Raw genomic sequence first — 23764 nt, forward strand, 5'->3', positions numbered from 1 at the left:
ATGCCCGATGCCCGATGCCCGATGCCCGATGCCCGATGCCCGATGCCCGATGCCCGATTAAGACCATATTTTAACATATTTTTACTACTCCTTGTAGCTAATTTGATTAACTTTTTAAGAAAATACAATATATTAGCTTTTATATATAGATATCTAATGCAACTTTTTTGTGCGTGATAATGTCAATAATGCGGTTCAATCGTAAGATAGAATATAAAAATTGTAATGTGTATTTATGTTAATTTTTGTTAATAATCATCAATAGCAACGTTATAAATGCATCTTAAGCCTACAATTTAATGACGAATACCTACTAGTATTAACCATTAACTTAATCAATGAATCTTTTGCATAATTATCATAGTATTTTATGGTTACCGCGATGATTATCCACCAGTGAAAAGGTCATATGCTACCTTAATCTGTTGCGTAATATATTCTAATTAATTGATTATTTTTAAGTGGACGCGTAAGTTATAACTATTTTTGCAACAAAATTGATAAGTATCAGAAAAAGTACAATGTTGCCCACTATTTCTGCGTAAGAAACTCTCTTTATACTATGAATTGCTGATCATAGTATAAAGAAAGATAGACTAAATTATCTGACATTTATACAGCCTTAATCCAGACGTTAGCGTTTAGAGTTCGATGACAAATTTTATAAACCACCTATACGGCGTTAATCATGAGGTCAATACAGGTATTGACGATGCAACATTTCTAAACCACCTATACGGCGTTAATCCCGGTGCCGGAATGCTTGAAATGCGGTATTTTTTTCTAAACCACCTATACGGCGTTAATCGTTATATTTTTTCATTGTCAGGATCCCATACATTTCTAAACCACCTATACGGCGTTAATCTTACCTTTTACTTTTTCGTCTAAACGGCGACATTTCTAAACCACCTATACGGCGTTAATCTAGAACCAGACATACTATAACGCCTGTCTGATAAAAGACAAACTACATTTTTCTTGCTAAAAACCCTTTTTTTGAGCTTGCTTTTAATACATTGATTTTATTTAATTTAAATTTAAGGTAAAAAAAGGGTTAAACATAACGATTTTTTTGCATGTTAATTTAGTCAAAAAATACCAAGGATCGGTTCATTTTTATCGGTGATTTCAAGTTAGTTATTGAATTTGTGTATGAGCTTTTTAAAAAGAACAGATAAGATCTCAAATCATCTGGATAATAGTTAAAACCGAGAGAGATCTTAATATAACAAAATTAAATATTACTCATATGTTACTGTGAAAATAGTTTTATCACTCTCTAAGTTTAGATAAGGGAATCATCGGATTCCCTTAATTAGACGGCTAACAGCATAATCAACATTACCGAATTAGCTACGTTTACGGTTCATTATAAAAATCAATTAATTAACAAATATTGGCTTTTTTATGATAACGCCATAATATTAATCAAGTTTTGGATGTTGATCGACTAAATCTTGTCGTTGTTCTTGTAATGATTCAATTTGCTCATCAATATCTTCAACTTTTTGTTCAATTGAATCAAAATGTTCTGTTAGAATTTCGTTTGCTTCAGACTTGTCAGATGCCGCTGGGGTTGCACCTCTTAAAGGTTGGTTAGCAGTTTCATTCATTTTGAAACCAGTGATTAATCCTATTAATGCGACCACCATTAAATAGTAAGCTGGCATATATAAATTACCACTCTCTTCAACAAGCCAAGCGGCAGCAGTTGGTGTCGCACCAGCGATCAGTACCGAGATATTAAATGAAATAGCAAGGGCACTGTAGCGAATACTCGTTGGAAAAATAGCAGGTAAAATTGATGCCATCACACCCGTAAAACAATTAAGCAGTACGGCTAATATTAATAAACCTAAGAAGATAAGACCAATAACATCGCTATTGATCATCGCAAAAGCGGGGTAAGAAAGAACCAGTAATCCTAGACTACCACCAACAATAAAGGGTTTTCGACCAATTTTATCACTAATCAAACCAATCACAGGCTGCACAAATAACATGCCAATCATGATAGCAATAATAATTAAAACACCATGATCGGTAGGATAATTCAGATTATGTGATAAATAACTCGGCATATAAGTCAGTAACATGTAATAAGTGACATTGGTGACAATAACTAAGCCAACACAAACCAATAAGCTTTTCCAATATTTGCTGAAAATTTGTTTAAATGACAGAGTCGTTGAGGTATCACTATCGCTATTTTGCTGACTATTGGTTGAATCTGTATGCTGTTGAAATGCTGGGGTTTCTTCTAATGCATGCCGTAAATAAAGACCGATTATACCTAAGGGTAAAGCAAAGATGAATGGAATGCGCCATCCCCATTGATGAAATCTTGCTTCGCCAAGTAATGTAGAAAGAAGCACAACTAACCCAGCCCCAACTAAAAAGCCGGCAATCGAACCAAAATCAAGCCAGCTACCCATAAATCCACGTTTGCGGTCCGGTGAATACTCAGCAACAAAAATAGCAGCCCCTGAATACTCTCCCCCGATAGAAAATCCTTGGGCTAATTTGGCCACTAATAATAAAATGGGCGCAGCTATGCCGATAGAGGCATAAGAAGGAATTAATCCAATACAAAAGGTACTTAAAGACATGATAATAATGGTAACAGAAAGGATTTTTTGTCGACCCAATTTATCACCTAAAACACCAAATACTAATCCGCCTAATGGACGAACTAAAAACGGCACCGAAAAAGTTGCCAAAGCAGCAACAACTTGAATACTCGGTGATGCATCCGGAAAAAATACTTGACCTAAAACATAAGCCAAAAAGCCATAAACGCCAAAATCAAACCATTCCATCGCATTACCGAGTGCTGCTGCAATTATGGCTTTTTTTAACTTACTATCATCGATGATAGTAATATCGTTAATATTTAGAGGCTTACTTGTCGATTTTGATATTTGCTTCATAAAATACACCTATTGAATACTAATAAAATGATATTAAAAATGCAATTAAGCAAAGTGATTAATATCGATTTAATGACCAATTAAACTCAATTTCAAAATATGTATTGACTTAAATGTAGAACAAAATCTTGTAAAGACAAAAGAAGGTACTTGATAATAATTATAAAACGAATATTTTATTGATTACGCTAAAGCTAATTCACTGACAACAACATCCATCTATCTAGTGGAAATTGCAGACTAATTATAACAACATCATTAATTTTTGCAAAATCCACCATAAATCAAATTCGATTTTTAAGCAGTATATTCATCTTACACGCTAATTATTTATCCTGCAGAGAATTAACAATCACTCAGCCAAATGATCTCGATCACTGCCATAAAATAAAAAGTGTGCCATGTTCAATGGTGAAATGATAATACTAAAACTGCTACATAAATCACTATTATGGCGTAATGATGTTGTGCTAAGCTAATTAACCAACTAATTATTCTAAATATTTTTAATGCTAACCCGTTGCGATAAATCACAGAATGAAATAATAAAATGGTAAATAATTCACTCATCGCTCTACCATCTTTTAATAAAACTGATGAGTGTTGTCAGTAATCTAAATAAAAGCTTGCTGAGAGAGTTGAGTGATGAATTGAGTTACCATGATCTAATATGCTCACAACGAAAAAGATGGGAAAAATATTAACTAGCGATTAAACATCATAATAATCATTAGGTTATAAATAAGCAACGTTGGATGTTATCAATTTAAGATGATAATCATCACTGAACCTAGCATCCCGGTAAGTTATCCATTACAATAATCTAACTATAACTGATGAGGTACCCCTATGCGCTGGAGAGACCAAAGAGAGAGTGATAATATTGAAGATCGCCGCTCACAATCAGGAAGTGAATTGGGAACAAGGATCCCAATTAAAGGCAAAGGGAAAGTTATTTTATTTTTAGTGGTATTAATTGCTGGCTATTATGGTGTGGATCTAACGAGTTTACTTAATAGTAATTTGATTGATTCAAGTAATACTGAGCAAACAATTTCTCAATATAATGACCAAGATCCCGATGCAGCAAAATTTACCTCGGTTATTTTAGCCAGTACCGAGGATTACTGGAGCCAACAGTTTAAGGCTTTAGGTAAAACCTATATTCCCCCCAAATTGGTTCTTTATACCGGCTCAACACAAACTTCATGTGGTACTGGGCAAACCTTTATGGGACCTTTTTACTGTAGCATAGATAAAACCGTCTATTTAGACACCTCCTTTTATCAAGAAATGAAGCAGCGACTTGGTGGCGGCGGTGACTTTGCCCAAGGTTATGTCATTGCTCACGAAATAGGTCATCATGTACAAAATTTATTAGGTACGTTTAATAACATTGAGCAGCTCAAACAAACTCAACCAGATATTAATAGCAACCAGTTATCGGTAAAATTAGAATTACAAGCAGATTGTTATGCCGGTTTATGGGGTAATGCTATGCAAAAACAAAATATTCTTGAAGTGGGTGATATCGAACAAGCCTTAAACACAACACAAGCCATAGGCGATGATCGCTTACAACGGCAAAGTAATGGTTATGTTATGCCTGATAGTTTTACCCACGGCACATCCAAACAACGTTATACTTGGTTTAAAAGAGGATTCGACAGTGGATCTATTAATCAATGTAATACCTTTGATCAATAAGTAAATAGCAAAAGGAAGTGATATGTTTGATAAATTAGTAAACCGCGTCTTATTAGTTAATGATGACGGCATCGATGCTCCCGGCATTAAAATATTAGAAAATGTTGCCCAAAAAATTGCACATGAAGTATGGGTCGTTGCACCAATTATCGATCAGAGTGGGGTTTCGTGTTCAGTTAGTTTAAAAACCCCTTTTCGCGTAACCCAGCGAGATGAAAAAAGATATGCTGTTTATGGCACCCCCGCTGATTGTATGTTATTTGCAATCAAACATTTAATGGTCGATAACTTACCTGATCTGGTTTTATCTGGAATAAATAGTGGTTCTAATGTGGGGTTTGAAACCATTTTGTCTGGAACCGTAGGTGCGGCAATAATGGCAATGACACTTGGTATACCAGCCATGGCTTTTAGTCAAGTGAACACAGAAGACATGCAGCCAACCAATTGGGATTGTGCAACTCATCATGCTCAAGAGGTTATAAAAAAACTCTATACATTAAATGTACCTGACAACATCTGCTTTAATATTAACTTTCCATGTTGCTCGGCCAAAGAAACTAAAGGAATGAGAGTAACCAAACAAGGAGAAAGTGATGCCAGCCAATTAGTCCTAACGCCAACTAAAGATCCTGAAGGACATGATTATTATTGGTTTAGAGCGAAACGTAATCAACAAATATTAGGAAAAGACAAAGAGCTTGATGCAGCTAACAACAATTACATAACCATTACACCTATGGGCTATGAAAGAACTCACTATGCAATTTATGAAAAATTAAAACAACAAATCAATACCGATGAATAAATAGCTATGTCTTCCTAATCTTAGGAAGACGCTCATTTTAATAAGCTATTATTAATGACTTTATTAGTCCTTTTTTACCAATGCACAAAACACTAACGAAATAAAAACCATCGCGAATGCAATCCAATAAATTATTTCGTGCCCATAAGATTCAGAAATGAAACCTTGAATCACGCCGGCTAAAATGATACTGCAAATAATGCCGTTATTAAATAAAGTTGATGCAACGCCCATTCTAGTCGGCAATAAATCTTGAAAATAGATAATACCAATATTAGCCACAATGCCAATAAAAAGGGCGTTAAACAACTGCAAAACAAATAACGCAAATTGGCTGGTACACAAAATCATCCCAATATAAAATAGCAAACCACAAATTATAGCGATAAAAAATAAATTTCGTTTACCAATGGTAGGGACCAAAAATCCCGCTATCAACATAACTGGAATTTCGATGCCTGCCGCCAAGCCCATTAAATGACCGGGTAAAGATTCATATAAGTGTAATACAGAACTGACATACAATGGCATATCAATAATATACATCATATTGGCGGTCCACATAAATATCGTTGAAAGCAGTAAGAAAACCACATTTCGATTTTTATATATTGGTTGGTTAGCAGCCGCTAAATCAATAGTATTATCTGAATGTGAAATAGGATTTTTTTCAACAGAAGGTAAAAAGATTGCAACAAATAAGATCGCAACCATAAACATGCCTACTGCACATAAATACATCGAGGTAAAACCAAAACTAGTGGCTAAAGTAAAAGACAACGGCGGACCAATCACCCACGCTAAAGAGAGCTGGGCGCGAATCAATGAATTAAATGCCACAACATTGCGCCCTGTCTTAACCGCATATTCCCGTGCTAAAGCAAAAATTTGTGGCATGGCTGCGGACGCTAACGCGGCGAAAAAAACACCCAATGTAATGAGAACATAATAGTGACGTGAAAAAGCGAAAATTAAACTATTGGCAACACCCATTAAACAACAAAATATGACAATATTACGTCTATCACCTTTTTTATCTGAATATTTAGCTAATAAAAAGCTACCAATAATACATCCAAATGCGTTGATCGAGAAAAAAAGCCCAACTAAACTAGGTTCAACATTAACTTCTTTTGATAAAAATAGACTTAACGTTGGTGACTGTAAGGCTCCTGCAATACCAATAATAAAGGTATTGAATAAAAAAGCCGCAAAAATCACACTTGAACGTCGACGAAGCGAGTAAAAATTAGTCATATATGCTCTCAATCATTGAAATGAGCATGATTATATACTCAAAACTGTTGCTAATGTATAAAAAATCAAACTTTAATCTAGCTACCTAAAATAGATTCTTAGCGTTTTTTCTAATATTCAAGTTAGCTGGTAACACCACATTTTCAATATAATTTTATGAAAAACCTGATTAAGATCGGTCTGATTAAATAAAAAATGATTTATTTTTATTCAATTGAGAGTACAATCAGAATCATCAATAAAATGAGGTAACGTTATGTTATATAATAACAAATCTGAAAATAGTCACCCTATTCATCAAAATGATTGCCATGATGATTGTCAAAATATTGCGCACAACCATGATCATGATTCTCATCATTCACATGAAAATCATCAAGCTATTGACTGCTGCGAAAATCAAAATAGCTGCAAAACTCAAGCCAATGAATATGATGAACCGACAGACGATCCCGAGCGGCAAGGCGAACACATTAAGTTAACTTGGACAATTCAAGGAATGGACTGCGCACATTGTGCTCAAAAAATCGAAAATGGTGTTAAAACGTTACCCAATGTTAGTCAAACAAAAATTATCTTTTCCACAGAAAAACTTATTGTATTTGTACCTCAAAAAAATGAACAGATTGTAAAACTTATCGAAGATAAAGTGACTGAATTAGGCTATACACCCATTTTTGAATCCTCACCAGAACAATCAGTTCAACATCAACATTCAAGTATTTTGAATAAAAAAGAGTTAATCCCATTAGCACTATTAGGGACTTTAATTGTTGTCAGCTATATTTTACTGTTAGTAAATCATCAAGTCGGACAATATGCATTTATTATAACGGCCATTATTGGTTTACTACCGATTCTAAAAGAAGCCATCGTTTTAACACGTAGTGGAACACCATTTGCGATTGAGTCGTTAATGAGTATTTCGGCCATTGGCGCACTTTTTATCGGCGCAGCTGAAGAAGCAACCATGGTCATATTTCTGTTCATGATTGGTGAAATGCTTGAAGGCGTTGCAAGCAATAAAGCTAAAAAAGGCATTTCATCGCTAGTTCAACTTATGCCAGAAGAGACAATCATTATTATTGATGGAAAACGAAAAACAGTCGCAAGTCATACCCTAAAACCGAATGATATTATTGAAATATCATCGGGTGGAAGACTACCGGCTGATGTTATTTTGATTAGCGAACAAGCCAATATTGATGAAAGTGCACTAACCGGAGAATCAATACCCGTCAATTATCTTTGCGGCGATAAAATTTTAGCAGGATCATTGGTCGTCGATAATACCGTACAACTAAAAGTTATTTCTGAAACAGGACAAAATGCCGTTGATCGTATTTTACAATTAATAGAAGATGCTGAAGATCGCAAAGCATCAATCGAACGCTTTATTGACAAATTTAGCCGTTACTATACGCCATCTATCGCCTTATTCGCATTTTTAGTCATATTCATTCCACCATTGATGATGGGCGCCGACTGGTATACTTGGATCTACCGTGGACTTACACTATTGCTTATTGGTTGTCCTTGTGCCTTAGTGATATCAACCCCTGCCGTTATTACCTCGGCCCTTTCTTGTGCGGCTAAACAAGGCGTTTTAATCAAAGGCGGTGCAGCACTTGAACATATTGGATCAATTAAAACGATTGCTTTTGATAAAACCGGAACCTTAACCCAAGGCAAACCGCAAGTTACAGATATTATTGATGGTGACAAATCTACCAACGATTTACTTGCTATCGCCGCAGCCATCGAAAGTGGTTCGCATCACCCACTGGCGAAAGCCATTGTTGAATATACTCAACAGCTGCAAATTCAATTCAAAGAAGCAGATAACCGTAAAGCGATCGCCGGTGTTGGTATTCAAGGTCAAATTGGTCAAGAACTGATTTATATTGTTTCGCCCAATAAAATAACGACAGTATCAAATGCTATCACTGATCAAAATAAGCAGATCATTAATCAATTAGAAAACGCCGGAAAAACGGTAGTTGCTGTAGTCACAAGTGATAAATTATTAGGTATTATTGCTTTACAAGATGTGTTACGTAATGATGCCATTTCTGCAATTAATGAATTACAACAATTGGAGTTAAAAACTTTAATGCTCACTGGTGATAATCAACGAGCAGCTAAAGCCATTGCAGGACAACTGAATATGGATTACCTTGCGGAATTATTACCTGCCGACAAATTAACTGAAATTGAAAAAATTGGTCAAGATTCTGCAATTGCCATGGTTGGCGACGGGATCAATGATTCACCAGCAATGAAAGCGGCAACAGTTGGCATTGCAATGGGCAGTGGCAGTGATGTTGCACTTGAAACGGCAGATGCAGCATTAACCAAAAATAGTTTATTAAGTTTACCTAAATTAATTCGCTTAACGCGTTTTGCTAACAAAAATATTAAACAAAATATTACCATTGCATTGGGTATAAAACTGATTTTTTTGATAACAAGTTTACTGGGTTATACTGGGCTTTGGTTAGCGGTATTAGCTGATTCAGGTACGACGGCAATTGTGACCGCTAATGCATTACGAGTGTTAAGATTTAAAAAATAAGGATTAGGATTCAATTCTTTATCACATTAATTAAAACCTATTTGCTTAGATGCAATAGGTTTTAATTTTGTGTTACATTTCATCACTTCTTAGCGATATTTCGCCGCCGATGTAAGTCATGATTTTACCATCTTGTTCAAGTTTTAATGCCCCTTGATCAGTAATTCCTTTAGCAATACCGCGTATAATATTGTCACCGATCAATAATTTTACTGGACGGTTAGCAAAATTGTCGAGCCGATCCCAATCTTTTATAAACGGCGCTAACCCTTGCTGCTCAAACTGAATCAATTTAGTTTTTAACGTTTTCGCAATTTGAGCAACCAATAAATTACGATCAAAATTACCTAAATTAGCCCATTTTTGATTAACAATATTAGCATCGGGATTAGTCATATTTAAATTAACACCCACGCCAATAACCACATGCGCACTATCGCCGGTTTTGCTAGCAAGTTCAACTAAAATACCTGCTAATTTTTGATCATTAAGGTAAAGATCGTTTGGCCACTTTACTTTCACATCTTGCCCAGATATTGATCTTAATGTATCGGCAATAACAATCCCAACAACTAAACTTAATCCCATAGCAGCAGCAATACCTTGCTCCAATCTCCAATACATTGAAAAATAGAGATTTGTTCCAAAAGGCGCAAACCATTTACGTCCCCGCCGCCCTCTTGCTTGAGTTTGAAATTCAGCGGCACAACCATCACCTGATTTTAACGTTGTAATACGATCAAGGAGGTATTGATTAGTTGAATCAATGATAGGTAAAACTTCAACAGCACTATCTGCTCCATAATACTTATCGATTTTCTCTTTTTTCAAAAGTTCGATAGGCGCAGCCAAGCAATAACCTTTTCCTTGAACAGAAAATAGCTCAATTCCCCATTCGCGCAGAATTTTAATATATTTGTTAATCCCTGCTCGGGTGATACCAAAATACGAAGCTAATTCTTCTCCCGAATGAAACTCACCATCAGCTAATATTTCGATCAATTTAAGCGGATTTTGGTTATTACGCATTAGTGCCTCGCTTGATTAATAATAAAATAAAAAAATAGATTGAAACTACTGTAAAACTCACAAATAGATAACTATTACTTGTTTTATCCATAATAAATGCTATTACAGCAGGTGCAACAAGACTACCTAACGTATTGGTCAATAGCATAGCTTGATTCATAGCAACAATGTCTTGCTTTCTTACACACGAGCAAGCCCATGCCATTGAAATCGGGTAAATGGTATAAATTGTTGCACCTAATAAAATAATGGCAACAATATCAAATAAATTAAATACCAACATTAGGCAAGCTATTATCATTAGAAACGATTCAACCAGTAAAACAAGACGACGACCATATTTATCAGCACACCAGTTAGCCGGCATTTGTGCAACAACGCCAGATAAAATAAGAAGAATCATCCAATTGGCAACTTCATTATCACTGTAACCTAAATGGGAATAATAAGCTGGCATCAGTGAATATAAAGAACCAATTAACATACCGGCAATAACGCACCCCACTAACCCGAGTCGAGAGGGTTTATTTACAATCATAGGTACAATATTAAAACTACTGTTTTTTCGTTTAGGCAGTTTATAGTGGGTCAGTAATATAAATAAACTCGCTAGTCCCATCAAGACTGCTACTACAATGCCAAAATACAGCACATTTTGTGGAAAATACTGTAATAGTGCTTGCCCTAAAACGGTGCCTAAATAGTAGGTTGTTAAATAAACCGCTAGCATTTTACCCCGTGTCCTAACGGTGCCTGTGACAAGTATACAACTTTCAATAACCACCCAAGTTACAGCACAAGCAATACCAATTAAAAATCGCCAAATTGCCCAGCTATAAAAATCTATTGAAAAACTCAAACCTATGGTTGCAATGGCAAAAATAATACAACTATAGGTATAGGTATACCTAGCGTTAAATCGGTTAATAAACCAATTCGCCATAATCGTCCCAATTAAGTTGCCAGTAAAATAACTTGAGCCCACTAAGCCGATTTGACCAAGTGAAAACTGGTGCCCGACTAACCACAGCGGCACTTGTGTATTTAACGCCGATAACGAAATAGTCACAAATAACAAACTTGTTAATAAAATAGGAAAAGAATAAGAGTGTTTCATGAATAATTAATTATAAAAATTTATCTACATTAATTTCACCAGTACGGCCAATAAAACGAATTTCAGGTGATAAAGTCACTGAAAATTTTTCCAATACTGCATTTTTGACATAACGCGCCAACGCCACAACATCTTGCGCTGTTGCATTATTTTTATTGACCAATACTAATGCCTGTTGTTGATGTACTGCTGCTCCACCAATTTGAAAACCTTTAAGACCACATTGATCGATTAACCATCCAGCGGCTAATTTGACTTGATTGTCAACTTGTGGATATATAGGCATTGCTGGGTAAATTTCAAGTAATTTATCGGCAACAATTTTATCGACAACGGGATTTTTAAAAAAGCTTCCACCATTACCTAAAATTTTAGGATCGGGTAATTTACTGCGTCGAATCTCACAAACTTTATCAAAAATTATTTTAGAGGTGACCGTTTGGGGATCAAAGTTTTTTAATTCACCATACGTTAATACTGGTTGCCACTGTTTTGATAATCTAATGCCTACATATATAACAGCATAGCCATTGCTATAACGGCGCTTAAAAATACTTTCACGATATCCATATTGACCATCAGTAACAGTAATAATTTTACCTGTCGCAAGTTCAAGTAACTGCACATAATCAGCCACTTTTTGAAACTCAATGCCATAAGCACCAATATTTTGGATTGGCGCCGATCCAACACACCCAGGAATTAAAGCAAGATTTTCTAATCCTGCTAACTGTTTTTCTACCGTCGTTGACACCAAATCATGCCAGATTTCACCAGCGCCAACGTTTAAAAGCCAAGACTCTTGTGTTTCAGTAATCGTGATGCCTTTAATACGATTGACAACCACAATACCGTCATAATCAGCGGTAAACAGTGTATTACTCCCTTCACCGATGATCATAATGGGCTGATTTTCTTGATTTTGATCCCAAACTTGTTGTAATTGCTCAACGGTTGAAACGGTAACGACACTTCGAGCATAAACCGTCAGCCCAAAGGTATTTGGAATTTTTTGTTTCATCACTCACTACCTTTAATCTCTTTATAGAGATGTGCTAATTAAAATTAACCTGCATCATAATTGAATTAAGAGCGTTTTTATTATTTGATTAATTAACTTTAAGATTTTTAGTCTATATACGCTTTTTATTCGAAATAAGCTCAGCATTTAAATATCGGCAAAGCATTGTGTAATGCATTATATTTTGCATAAAAATGATTATTTTACCACAACGATAAATGATGTTTTATTAATTATTCAAACGCTGATAAATAAGCGAATTAAAGTAAAATACATTCAATAGGTTATAGTGTAATTAAAACGCGTTGTGCTAAGTTACCTGTCGACTAAAAAAATAAGAATAACTGACCAATTTTGAATAAATAATCGACTAAACTGATGGTTTGATCTTTTTTGTTTTCATTTATCATGTATCATAACGAGCTAGCGATCTTTTTATAAATCGTAGTAAAATTCTAGCTTGAACGATTGAAACATAGCTATAATGATTTAAATCATATTTATATACTTAATAAATGAGCACATGATCACGGTTTTAGGGGCTGTTATTCCTTATATTGTAGTGAAGTTAAGTTTATTAGAAGTCAGAGGAAATTATGAAAAGAGTTTTTATTATGATCCTTGATTCCTTCGGAATCGGCGGTGCAGAGGATGCAAAAAAATATGGGGATGAAGGTGCTAATACACTAGGTCATATTGCCGAAGCTTGTGCATTAGGTAAAGCAGATCACGGTCGCAAAGGTCCACTAAAATTACCAAACTTAGCTAAACTAGGGTTAATTGAAGCTGCATACGAATCATCGGGAAGTTATCCAAAAGGCATGAAGACTGAAGGTAACATTATTGGTGCTTATGGTTATGCTAGCGAAATTTCTTCCGGTAAAGATACCCCGTCAGGACATTGGGAAATTGCCGGTGTGCCTGTATTATTTGATTGGGGCTATTTTACTAACACCACAAATAGTTTCCCCCAAGAATTGTTAGATAAAATTGTCGCACGTGCTAAACTCCCAGGTTATTTGGGTAATTGTCACTCATCAGGTACGGTCATTCTTGATGAACTAGGTGAAAAGCACATGGCTAGCGGAAAACCAATTTTTTATACCTCAGCTGATTCAGTCTTTCAAATAGCTTGTCATGAAGAGACCTTTGGTTTAGATAGACTTTATGAAATATGTGAAATCGCACGTGATGAACTTAATAAAGGTGATTACAACATTGGGCGTGTTATAGCTCGCCCATTTATTGGTAAAAAAGCGGGTGAATTTGTTCGCACAGGTAACCGCCATGACTTAGCCGTTGAACCACCATCACCAACAATGATCAAAAAACTGGTTGATGAAAAACAGGGTACTGTAGTATCAATCGGTAAAATTGCCGATATTTATGCAGAGGTTGGTATCACTAAAAAAGTTAAAGCAACAGGCATTGAAGCATTATTTAATGCATCGTTAGAAGAGATCAAACAAGCCAAAGATAACACTATCGTGTTTACAAACTTTGTTGACTTTGACTCGTCATACGGTCATCGCCGGGATATTGCTGGTTACGCCGCAGCACTTGAATATTTTGATAGTCGACTACCTGAAATGCTAGCTTTAATTCAACCGGGAGACCTACTTATTATTAGTGCCGACCATGGTTGCGATCCAACTTGGGCAGGAACAGATCATACTCGTGAGCACATACCTGTTTTAGTGTATGGTGATAGTGTTCCAGTTGGTTCATTAGGTCATCGTAAAACCTTTGCAGACATCGGGCAAAGTGTTGCGGACTATTTTGATTTATCACCAATGGATTATGGTCAATCATTTATTAAAAAGTAACCATTTTATTTAAAGTAGGACAATTTTTTAGAAAAAGATATTCAGGAGATTTTGATGTCTACCCCACATATAAATGCTGATGATAATGCTTTTGCCGAAACAGTTTTAATGCCAGGCGATCCGCTTAGAGCAAAATTCATTGCAGAAACATTTTTAGAAAATGCAAAAGAAGTGACGAATGTCAGATCTATGCTAGGCTTTACCGGCGACTATAAAGGTAAAAAAGTTTCGGTTATGGGGCATGGAATGGGTATTCCATCATGTTCAATTTACGCAACAGAACTCATTAAGTTTTATGGTGTAAAAAATATTATCCGAATCGGTTCATGCGGTGCAATTAGCCCTAATGTGAATGTTGGTGATGTCATTGTAGGGATGGGAGCGTGTACTGATTCAAAAGTAAATCGTCAACGTTTTAAAGACAATGATTTTGCAGCCATTGCTGATTTCGATCTGACTTGTCATGCGGTTAATGCAGCAAAAAAATTAGGTGTCAATGTTAAAATTGGCAACTTATTTTCAGCAGATTTATTTTACAGCGTTGATGCTGAAATGTTTAATGTAATGGAAAAATACAACATTTTAGGTGTTGAAATGGAAGCGGCAGGTATTTACGGTGTCGCAGCTGAATATGGCGCCAAAGCCTTAGCTATTTGTACTGTATCAGATCATATTCGTAAAGGTGAAGCTATGTCGGCAGAACAACGACAGCTCGGCTTTAAAGAGATGATCACTGTTGCTTTAGAGTCGGTATTACTGAATTCAAATTAAATTAATGGCAGAATTTCTGCCATTTTTTTTGATCAATAATTTATGTAATAAACAGTGTTGGCATTGAAATAACTCAGTAACATTTCATTACTAACCTGTTTTAAGTTACCAAACTGCATAAGTTAATTGTCTGAAAGTTGAATACTTATCAGACGTAATAGTTAAAATTTGTTCATTAGTTTTAACAATAGGGTATAAAAGATCTCGCTTAATAAGGAATCGAAATGAATATCAAGGTACAACTTAAAGTCATATTTTTCTTACAATTCTTCATCTGGGGTAGTTGGCTTATTACTCTGGGTTCTTATATGATGGAGACACTAAAATTTAGTGGCACAACTGTAGGTTCAGTCTACGGCACAATGGGGATCGCTTCTCTATTTATGCCGGGCTTACTTGGTGTAGTAGCAGACAGATGGATACCGGCTAATCGCCTATTTATGCTTTGTCATTTAATTGGCGCAATTACACTATTTATTGCCGCATCAATCACATCTCCATTTATGATGGTGGCAGTCATGCTAATTCATTGCCTAGCGTTTATGCCTACAATAGCAATCTCAAACTCAATTTCGTACTCTTGTTTAGAATCAAAAAACCTTGATGTTATCAGCCAATTTCCTAGTATCCGAATCTTCGGCACCATTGGTTTTATTGTGGCAATGTGGTTAGTGAGTTTTTTAAAATTAGAACTGAGCAACATGCAACTTTATATAGCAGCAGCAAGTTCTATCTTACTTAGCCTGTATTCACTAAGCTTACCTGTCAGCGCAACAACTAAAAATGACAGTCAAGAAAAATCCTTGGTCAGTTCGTTAGGATTAGATGCATTTGTACTATTTAAACAACCAAGAATGGCAATATTTTTCATATTTGCTGTATTACTCGGTGGTATTTTACAAATCACCAATACGTTTGGTAACCCTTTCTTACGTTCATTTGCCGAGATTCCACAATATTCCGATAGCTTAGTGGTGCAATACCCATCAGTATTACTTTCCATTTCGCAAATTTCAGAAGTTGTATTTATCCTATTTGTCCCATTTTTTATGAAACGTTTAGGTATTAAATATGTCATGTTAATTAGTATGTTGGCATGGGTATTACGCTTTGGCTTATTTGCCTATGGTGATCCTTCTCCAGTTGGTTTTGTACTATTGCTATTATCAATGATTGTTTATGGTTGTGCATTTGATTTTTATAATATTTCAGGATCAATGTATGTTGAAAAATCAGTTTCACCAGCGATTCGTAATAGTGCACAAGGTCTATTTATGATTATGACTAATGGTCTTGGTGCTTATTTAGGTTCAACTATCAGCGGCATTGTTGTTGATCATTACACGACTGCTGGCATTATTGATTGGCGTACCATTTGGCTTATTTTTGCTGGTTACTCATTAATTCTTGCTATTATCTTTTTACTGATATTTAAAAACGATACAAGTAAATTAACCACAGCTAAAACAGTAAGTTAAATTACTATACCAACAATTAAGTTATCATTTTGTTAATGATTAATGGTAATACCTAGTAGAAATACTAAATATTACCTTTATTCAATTAAAAAACAGCTTAATGATAACTTGATTGTGAAAATTCTATTTACACTATATTAAGGCAACAAATCAATTCGTTGCCTGTTTATGACTCATAAATGGTTAGCCACCTCACAAAATTACTAAGAAGTCACATAAAATGTATGGAAATGTTGATCCTTATCAAGGTAGAATAAAGCAAACAATGTAGATAACTTAAGATTCACGAAAATGTTTTAAAAAACTGATTAATCATGATTCCAGCGCTCAATACGCTTAGTTAACAAGATAAAGACTCGATGAATAAGCTAATAGTTCCAAAAGTAATATTACATGAACACGTAGAAGGTAGCATAACGCCTTTAATGGCTAAAACGTTAGCCGATAAAAATCATATGCCATTTTCCCCATCATTATGTTATTCATCTGGCGAATATGATAAAGATGCTTACCCTTACGGACGATACCGCTATGACGAAACTGATTTTGTTCAGTTTATTCAAACTTATGATACTGTTTCCAATTTTGTAAAAACGCCCGAAGATTATTACCTGATTACCTATGATTTTTTGTATCGAAACGCCAAACAGGGATTAATTTATTGCGAACTCTTTCTTTCGCCTTATCATATCTGCGCAACAGAAAGTGAGGGTGAAATCATTTGGGATCAAGATAAATTTCATCAAACATTACAACAAATGGATAACGCCATTATTGATGTACAAAAACAATTTAATATCACGGTAAGATACCATGTTATTGGTGTAAGACATCTTGGCGCTAGACTAGTTTACGATACGTTGCGTTTTATCGAAAGGAATCCTCATCCATTTATCACCGGATTTAATATTGCTGGTAATGAAAAGTCAGGGCATTTTGATGATTTTGAAAAAGCTCATCAGCTCGCATCAAAATTAAACTTAAAAAAATCTTATCACGCTGGCGAAATTGAATCGGCTGAAAGTATCATTAATGCACTTAAACATGGAGCTAGCCGCATTGGGCACGGTATTCGCGCCATTGAAGATCAAAATTTAATTCATCAATTAGTGACTCAAAACGTCACGTTAGAAATAGCACTAACCAGTAATCGTATTTTAGTCAATGAATTACAAGGTGACCTTCACAATCACCCAATACGACAACTGTACGAAAATGGCGTTCGTATAACCCTTAATACCGATGATGCCGGCATTTTTGGTACAGATATTGAGAAGGAATATCAACTTGCCCAATCAATGTTTCATTTTTCAAGATTAGAATTACTCGATATTACCCTGTGTGGTATTGATGCCGCTTTTATTGAAGATTCAATCAAAACACAATTAACCGATTATGTTTTGTCATGCTTTACACTAGCCGATAAACAGGACCTGAAACAGGCCATTGCGGGTACAAACTATCATCCTGCAATTGTTGCAAGATTTACTCAGTACCAAAAATTATTATTGAAAACAAGTTAATGGATAACAAAGCCAGAGCAATAGGAGATCTACATGAAACAATACAAAATCACATTACCCCTTTTAACTCTATTAATTTCTGGCTCACTACAAGCAGCAACAGTTGATTTAAGAATTATCGAAACAAGTGATCTTCACGGTAATATGATGAATTATGATTACTTTAAAGATCAATATATTGATACTTTTGGGTTAGTAAAAACCGCTAACTTAATTCATCAAGCAAGACAAGAAGTCAAAAATAGCGTTTTGGTTGACAATGGTGACCTTATTCAAGGTAGCCCAATGGCCGATTATGCTAAAAATAAAGGGCTCAAACACGGTGAAATCCATCCAGTATATAAAGCATTAAACACACTTAATTACACAGTTGGTAATATCGGCAATCACGAGTTTAATTTTGGTTTAGACTTTTTACAAAAAAGCTTATCGGGTGCTAAATTTCCTTATGTTAATGCTAATGTATATGATGCAAAAACCAATAAGCCTTTTTTCAAACCCTACATTATTGTTGATACCCCAGTAATGGATACTGATGGGCATAAACATACAATCAAAATTGGTTATATCGGCTTTGTCCCACCGCAAATCATGCAATGGGACAAACTAAATTTAGAAGGTAAAGTGGTTGTAAAAGATATTACCGAAACGGCTAAACACTTTGTGCCAGAGATGAAACAGCAAGGTGCACAGGTGATTATAGCTATTGCACATTCTGGTGTATCAGCAGACCCGTATAAAGCCTTAGCCGAAAATTCTGTTTATTATTTAAGTCAAGTCGATGGTATCAATGCTATTATGTTTGGTCATTCGCATGGTGTTTTCCCGAGTGACGATTTTAAATCCTTACCTAATACCGATATTAAAACAGGCAATATCAATCATGTTCCTGCGGTCATGCCGGGCCAATGGGGTAGCCATTTAGGCATTGTTGATTTAGTACTCGATGGCAATAAGGATCATTGGCAAGTCACTTCAGGAAAATCCGAAGCTAGACCAATTTATGACATCAAAAATAAAAAAGCACTGGTTGAGGCCGACCAAAATATTGCTAACGTATTGAAACAAGATCACCAAGCTACCCGTGAATTTGTCAGCAAACCAATTGGTAAAGTATCAACCGATATCAATAGTTATTTAGCATTGGTGGAAGATACCCCCGCTTTACAAATCATTAGTGATGCACAAATAGCTTACGTAAAACAGTTTGTTCAAGGCGATCCTGATCTAGATGGATTACCTATTTTATCAGCAATTGCACCCTTTAAAGCCGGTGGTCGAAAAAATGATCCTTCAGCTTATGTGGATGTAAAACAAGGTGATCTCACGTTTAGAAACGCAGCCGATATTTACTTGTATCCAAATATCTTATCTGCGGTAAAAATTACAGGTCAAGATGTCAAAGAGTGGCTGGAATGTTCAGCAGGAGTCTATAATCAAATTGACATACAGTCTGATAAACCGCAATACTTAATCAATTGGGAGCACTTTAGAACTTATAATTTTGATACCATTGATGGTGTGGATTATCAAATAGATGTAACACAACCCGCACGTTACGATGGCAATTGCCAATTAATCAACGCCAATGCTGAACGTATTAAAAATCTCACTTATCAGCAAAAACCAATCGATGTTAAACAGCCATTTTTGATAGCAACTAATAATTATCGAGCTTATACCGGTAATTTTCCTGGCACGGGCGGTAAAAATGTTAAATTCAATTCGCCTGATGATTTAAGAGTCATTCTATCTGCATATATTACAAATACCACAAAAGAAAAAGGCGTGGTAAATGTTAACGCCGATAATAATTGGCAAATAGCGCCAATATCGAGTCAAACCAAATTAGATATCCGCTTTGAGTCTTCACCAAGTAACGAAGCAAAAGCGTATATTGAACACAATTCGCTTTATCCAATAAAATTTATCGATAAAGACAATTTAGGCTTTGGTGTATATCAACTAGACCTACAATCACCGGCAAAAAATCAATCCCAAATAACTAGTACAATTGAAACTAAAAAGGACTAACACCATGAAAATTGAAAAATTGATTGAACTTGCTAAAACTGCCCGTTCAAAAGCCTATGTTCCTTATTCTAAATTTCAGGTGGGTGCAGTACTTATCACCGAAGATGACGAAGCGATTTTAGGTTGTAATGTTGAAAACGCCTCTTATGGATTAGCTAACTGCGCAGAACGCACCGCCATTTTTAAGGCCGTGTCGGAAGGTAAACGAAAATTTAAAAAATTAGTGGTTATTGGTGATACAGATGACCCTATTTCACCTTGTGGTGCTTGCCGCCAAGTGATTAGCGAATTTTGTGCTAAAGATATGCCCGTTATATTAACTAATATGCAGGGAAAAATTCAAGAAACCACAGTAGGTGAATTATTACCTTGGTCTTTTTCACCGAGTGATTTAGATTAAATCTTATTTAGTGAATAAGATTGATAATAAAATAATTTTAATAACCTAGCTATTATTAAAGTTATGTTAATTATGTCGACACTATTCGACAAATATAAAGTGACTCACTTTATATAAATTTAAACATACTAACTTAATTTATTGATATTAAGAGAGAAATTTAATGAGATTTGTAGATATTATTGAAAAAAAGCGTGACGGTCATCCCCTTACAACCGAAGAAATCCAATTTTTTATCACCAACTATACTAATGGCACCATTCCTGACTATCAAGTTAGTGCACTATTAATGGCGATCTATTTTCAAGGAATGACATCAAAAGAGTGTGCCGATTTAACTAGCGCAATGATGCACTCAGGTGATACGGTTGATCTATCCTCGATTAAAGGTATAAAAGTCGATAAACACTCAACTGGCGGTGTGGGTGACACGACAACTTTAGTTTTAGCACCTTTAGTTGCGGCATTAGATATCCCTGTTGCCAAAATGTCAGGACGTGGTCTTGGTCACACAGGTGGAACCAATGACAAATTCGAATCCATTCCAGGATTTAAAATTGAATTAGGTAAGCAAGAATTCATTGATCAAGTTAATAAAAAAGGCGTTGCGGTAATTGGGCAATCAGGCAACCTAACACCAGCAGATAAAAAATTGTATTCACTACGCGATGTAACAGGAACAGTCGGTTCTATTCCGTTGATTGCTAGTTCCATTATGAGTAAAAAACTAGCCGCCGGCGCCGATGCCATTGTGCTTGATGTCAAAACCGGTGATGGTGCATTAATGAAAACCATGGAAGACTCTGAAAAACTAGCACACGAAATGGTGAATATTGGTAATCAGATTGGGCGTAGAACCATGGCGATTATCTCGGATATGTCACAGCCGCTAGGTTTTGCTATTGGTAATGCCCTTGAAGTCAAAGAAGCCATTGATACCTTAAAAGGTCATGGTCCAGCTGATTTAACCGAACTGGTCTTAACGCTTGGTAGCCAAATGGTTGTGCTTGCTAATAAAGCTAAAACATTAGAAGAAGCACGAGAAAAACTGCAAGAGGTCATCAAAAATGGCAAAGCTATCCAAAAATTCAAAGATTTGATTGAAGCACAAGGCGGCGATAGCTCGGTTGTTGATCACCCAGAAAAACTCGCTAGCGCGCCTTATCAAATCGCCCTACCAGCATTAAAATCGGGTTATGTTTCAAGAATTATTGCAGATCAAATTGGGATTATTGCTATGCAATTAGGCGCAGGTCGTGCAACTAAAGAGGATATTATCGATCCAGCTGTAGGCATTGTATTACATAAAAAAGTAGGTGATAAAGTCACCGAAGGTGAAGCGCTACTCACTATTCATGCTAATACAGACAAGTTAGATGCCATTAAGCAAAAGCTTTATGACAATATCACTATTAGTGATAGTGCTAAGCAACCTCAGCTTATTTTCAAAGTAATAACTGAATAGGCGTTTTGCATTAGGATTTAGGAGACACCATGAAGTATTTAAAATTAAATAAAAAACTATCACTGCTGATTGTTTTAGGCTTATTTTCGGTTAATGCAATTGCTGTTGTGGCAACTAAACAGCCAATTGGACCTAACTGGGAAAAAAATAAAACTTATCAATTTACTATTTTACATACCAACGATCATCATGGCCGATTTTGGCAAAATGATATTGGCGAATATGGACTTGCAGCCCAAAAAACGGTGGTGGATGAAATTCGTAAAGAAGTAGCAGATAAAGGGGGTAAATTACTGCTACTATCTGGTGGTGATATTAATACAGGTGTTCCTGAATCTGATGTACTACAAGCTAAGCCCGATTTTATTGGTATGAACGAGATTGGTTACGATGCAATGGCTGTTGGTAATCATGAATTTGATCACCCGCTAACGATTATTCGTGAACAGCAAAAACTAGCGCACTTCCCTTTTCTATCTGCCAATACTTATTTTAAAGATACTGATAACCGAGTCTTTGATGCCTATAAAATGTTTGATTTGAACGGCATTAAAATAGCCGTTTTTGGCTTAACAACTGACGATACTATCACGCTTGCTTCACCTAAGAATACCGATGGTATCGAATTTCGTAAAACATTACCCGAAGCGCAAAAAGTTATTTCTCAAATAAAGCAAACTGAACGCCCCGATATGATAATAGCCGTCACACACATGGGGCATTACGAAAATGGTGAACATGGTTCAATGGCGCCCGGCGATGTTGAATTAGCCAGAGGTTTACCAACCGGTGAATTGAATATGATTGTCGGTGGGCACTCTCAAAACCCTGTTTGCATGGCAAGCCCTAATAAACGTATTACTGAGTATGTACCCGGCACGCCTTGTGCACCAGATCAACAAAATGGTACTTGGATTGTTCAAGCTCATGAATGGGGCAAATACGTTGGTCGTGCGGATTTTATCTTTTTAAATGGCAAAATAACCTTACAAAATTACCAACTGATTCCAATCAATCTTAAAAAAGAAGTGGATAATGGTAATGATACTAAACGACTTGAATATTACACTAAAGAGATACCACAAGATAAAAAATTATTAGAAACCTTACAACCTTATCAAGAACAAGGTAAACAACAATTATTGATTAAAACAGGTGAGCTCACCGGCCGATTAGAAGGTGACCGTAGTGTAGTGAGATATCAACAAAGTAATATGGGACAACTCTTATTAAGTGCATTTATTGAAAAAACCAATGCTGATATCGGCATCATGTCTGGTGGTATGATTCGTGACTCACTCATTGAAGGCGATATTACTTATCGCGATATTTTAAAAGTTGAACCATTTGGCAATAGCGTTGTTTATTTTGAATTAACCGGCAAACAATTACTTGATTATTTGAAAGTCGCATTAAGTAAAAAACCGGGTTCAGGTGGCTTTACTCATTTAAAAAATATTAGTTTAACGCGTACTGGGGACAGTATCGATAATGTAAAAATTAAAGATGAACCCATTGATTTACAAAAAACTTATCGAATTACCACACTTGACTTTTTAGCTGCGGGTGGGGATGGCTATCCGATAACCAATACCTTACCAACTTATGTTGATACTGGATATCGAGATGCCGATGCAGTAAAACAATATTTTGAGGCACATTCGCCTATTAATGCATCCGATTATGAGCCTAAACCATTCATTACGGATAAATAAACAAGAATTGATACGATGAAAATTTTGTTGTTAAGTTTAGTAAAAAATCATTAAGCATAAAAATATTAATATTTTTAACTAGTTAGCAACAAAATTTAATATTAA

The 23764-nt window shown here is 35.6% G+C and carries 16 protein-coding genes and 1 CRISPR repeat array; of the genes, 11 read left to right on the forward strand and 5 right to left on the reverse strand.

The window, feature by feature from the left end:
• Positions 1-660: 660 nt before the first annotated feature.
• Positions 661-928: a CRISPR direct-repeat array (repeat unit 28 nt; unit sequence TTTCTAAACCACCTATACGGCGTTAATC).
• 499 nt (positions 929-1427) lie between these two features.
• Complete coding sequence (proP, locus tag J3U57_RS00005; protein ID WP_267343475.1) at positions 1428-2933, reverse strand: glycine betaine/L-proline transporter ProP; 1506 nt, start codon at positions 2931-2933, stop codon at positions 1428-1430.
• An 849-nt stretch (positions 2934-3782) separates the two neighbouring features.
• On the opposite strand from proP, the gene J3U57_RS00010 reads away from it, so the two are divergent.
• Positions 3783-4640: a neutral zinc metallopeptidase gene (locus tag J3U57_RS00010; RefSeq protein ID WP_267343476.1), complete on the forward strand. Its 858-nt coding sequence runs from the start codon at positions 3783-3785 to the stop codon at positions 4638-4640.
• Positions 4641-4662: 22 nt separating this feature from the next.
• Complete coding sequence (gene surE, locus J3U57_RS00015; protein WP_267333459.1) at positions 4663-5448, forward strand: 5'/3'-nucleotidase SurE; 786 nt, start codon at positions 4663-4665, stop codon at positions 5446-5448.
• 63 nt (positions 5449-5511) lie between these two features.
• On the opposite strand, the gene J3U57_RS00020 is transcribed toward surE, so the two are convergent.
• Positions 5512-6705, reverse strand: a complete 1194-nt coding sequence (locus J3U57_RS00020; RefSeq protein WP_267343477.1) for an MFS transporter — start codon at positions 6703-6705, stop codon at positions 5512-5514.
• A gap of 256 nt (positions 6706-6961) precedes the next feature.
• Here J3U57_RS00020 and J3U57_RS00025 point away from each other — a divergent pair, with 256 nt between their 5' ends.
• Positions 6962-9280, forward strand: a complete 2319-nt coding sequence (locus tag J3U57_RS00025) for a zinc/cadmium/mercury/lead-transporting ATPase (RefSeq protein ID WP_267343478.1) — start codon at positions 6962-6964, stop codon at positions 9278-9280.
• 72 nt (positions 9281-9352) lie between these two features.
• Here the strand turns inward: J3U57_RS00025 and birA are convergent, their stop codons facing one another.
• Genes birA through murB form a run of 3 tightly spaced genes read right to left on the reverse strand, consistent with a single transcriptional unit; the run spans position 9353 to position 12447 of the window.
• Positions 9353-10309 (reverse strand): bifunctional biotin--[acetyl-CoA-carboxylase] ligase/biotin operon repressor BirA, encoded by a 957-nt coding sequence (gene birA / locus J3U57_RS00030; protein WP_267343479.1) that lies wholly within the window; start codon positions 10307-10309, stop codon positions 9353-9355.
• Positions 10302-11426 carry an MFS transporter gene (locus J3U57_RS00035; protein ID WP_267343480.1) on the reverse strand — a complete coding sequence of 375 codons (1125 nt, stop codon included), beginning with the start codon at positions 11424-11426 and terminating at the stop codon, positions 10302-10304. Before J3U57_RS00035 ends, birA begins: the two co-directional genes overlap by 8 nt.
• A gap of 10 nt (positions 11427-11436) precedes the next feature.
• Entirely contained in the window at positions 11437-12447 is a 1011-nt protein-coding gene (gene murB / locus J3U57_RS00040) for a UDP-N-acetylmuramate dehydrogenase (protein WP_267333454.1), read from the reverse strand.
• A gap of 596 nt (positions 12448-13043) precedes the next feature.
• Between murB and J3U57_RS00045 the strand changes: the two genes are divergently transcribed.
• The 8 genes from J3U57_RS00045 (at position 13044) to ushA (ending at position 23659) form a co-directional block, all read left to right on the forward strand.
• Entirely contained in the window at positions 13044-14273 is a 1230-nt protein-coding gene (locus J3U57_RS00045) for a phosphopentomutase (protein WP_267333453.1), read from the forward strand.
• Between the two features lie 54 nt (positions 14274-14327).
• Positions 14328-15044: a purine-nucleoside phosphorylase gene (gene deoD / locus J3U57_RS00050; RefSeq protein ID WP_267343481.1), complete on the forward strand. Its 717-nt coding sequence runs from the start codon at positions 14328-14330 to the stop codon at positions 15042-15044.
• 224 nt (positions 15045-15268) lie between these two features.
• Positions 15269-16522, forward strand: coding sequence for a nucleoside permease (locus J3U57_RS00055; RefSeq protein WP_267333451.1), 1254 nt, complete (start codon positions 15269-15271; stop codon positions 16520-16522).
• 359 nt (positions 16523-16881) lie between these two features.
• Positions 16882-18045, forward strand: a complete 1164-nt coding sequence (gene add, locus J3U57_RS00060) for an adenosine deaminase (protein ID WP_267343482.1) — start codon at positions 16882-16884, stop codon at positions 18043-18045.
• Positions 18046-18078: 33 nt separating this feature from the next.
• Complete coding sequence (locus J3U57_RS00065; RefSeq protein ID WP_267343483.1) at positions 18079-20079, forward strand: bifunctional 2',3'-cyclic-nucleotide 2'-phosphodiesterase/3'-nucleotidase; 2001 nt, start codon at positions 18079-18081, stop codon at positions 20077-20079.
• Between the two features lie 4 nt (positions 20080-20083).
• Complete coding sequence (locus J3U57_RS00070; RefSeq protein WP_267343484.1) at positions 20084-20479, forward strand: cytidine deaminase; 396 nt, start codon at positions 20084-20086, stop codon at positions 20477-20479.
• 163 nt (positions 20480-20642) lie between these two features.
• Positions 20643-21944, forward strand: a complete 1302-nt coding sequence (locus tag J3U57_RS00075; RefSeq protein WP_267343485.1) for a pyrimidine-nucleoside phosphorylase — start codon at positions 20643-20645, stop codon at positions 21942-21944.
• Between the two features lie 29 nt (positions 21945-21973).
• Entirely contained in the window at positions 21974-23659 is a 1686-nt protein-coding gene (ushA, locus tag J3U57_RS00080) for a bifunctional UDP-sugar hydrolase/5'-nucleotidase UshA (protein ID WP_267343486.1), read from the forward strand.
• The last annotated feature ends 105 nt before the right edge of the window (positions 23660-23764 follow it).

The organism is Gilliamella sp. B3464 (genome assembly GCF_026536145.1).
In the GTDB taxonomy this organism is placed as follows: domain Bacteria; phylum Pseudomonadota; class Gammaproteobacteria; order Enterobacterales; family Orbaceae; genus Gilliamella.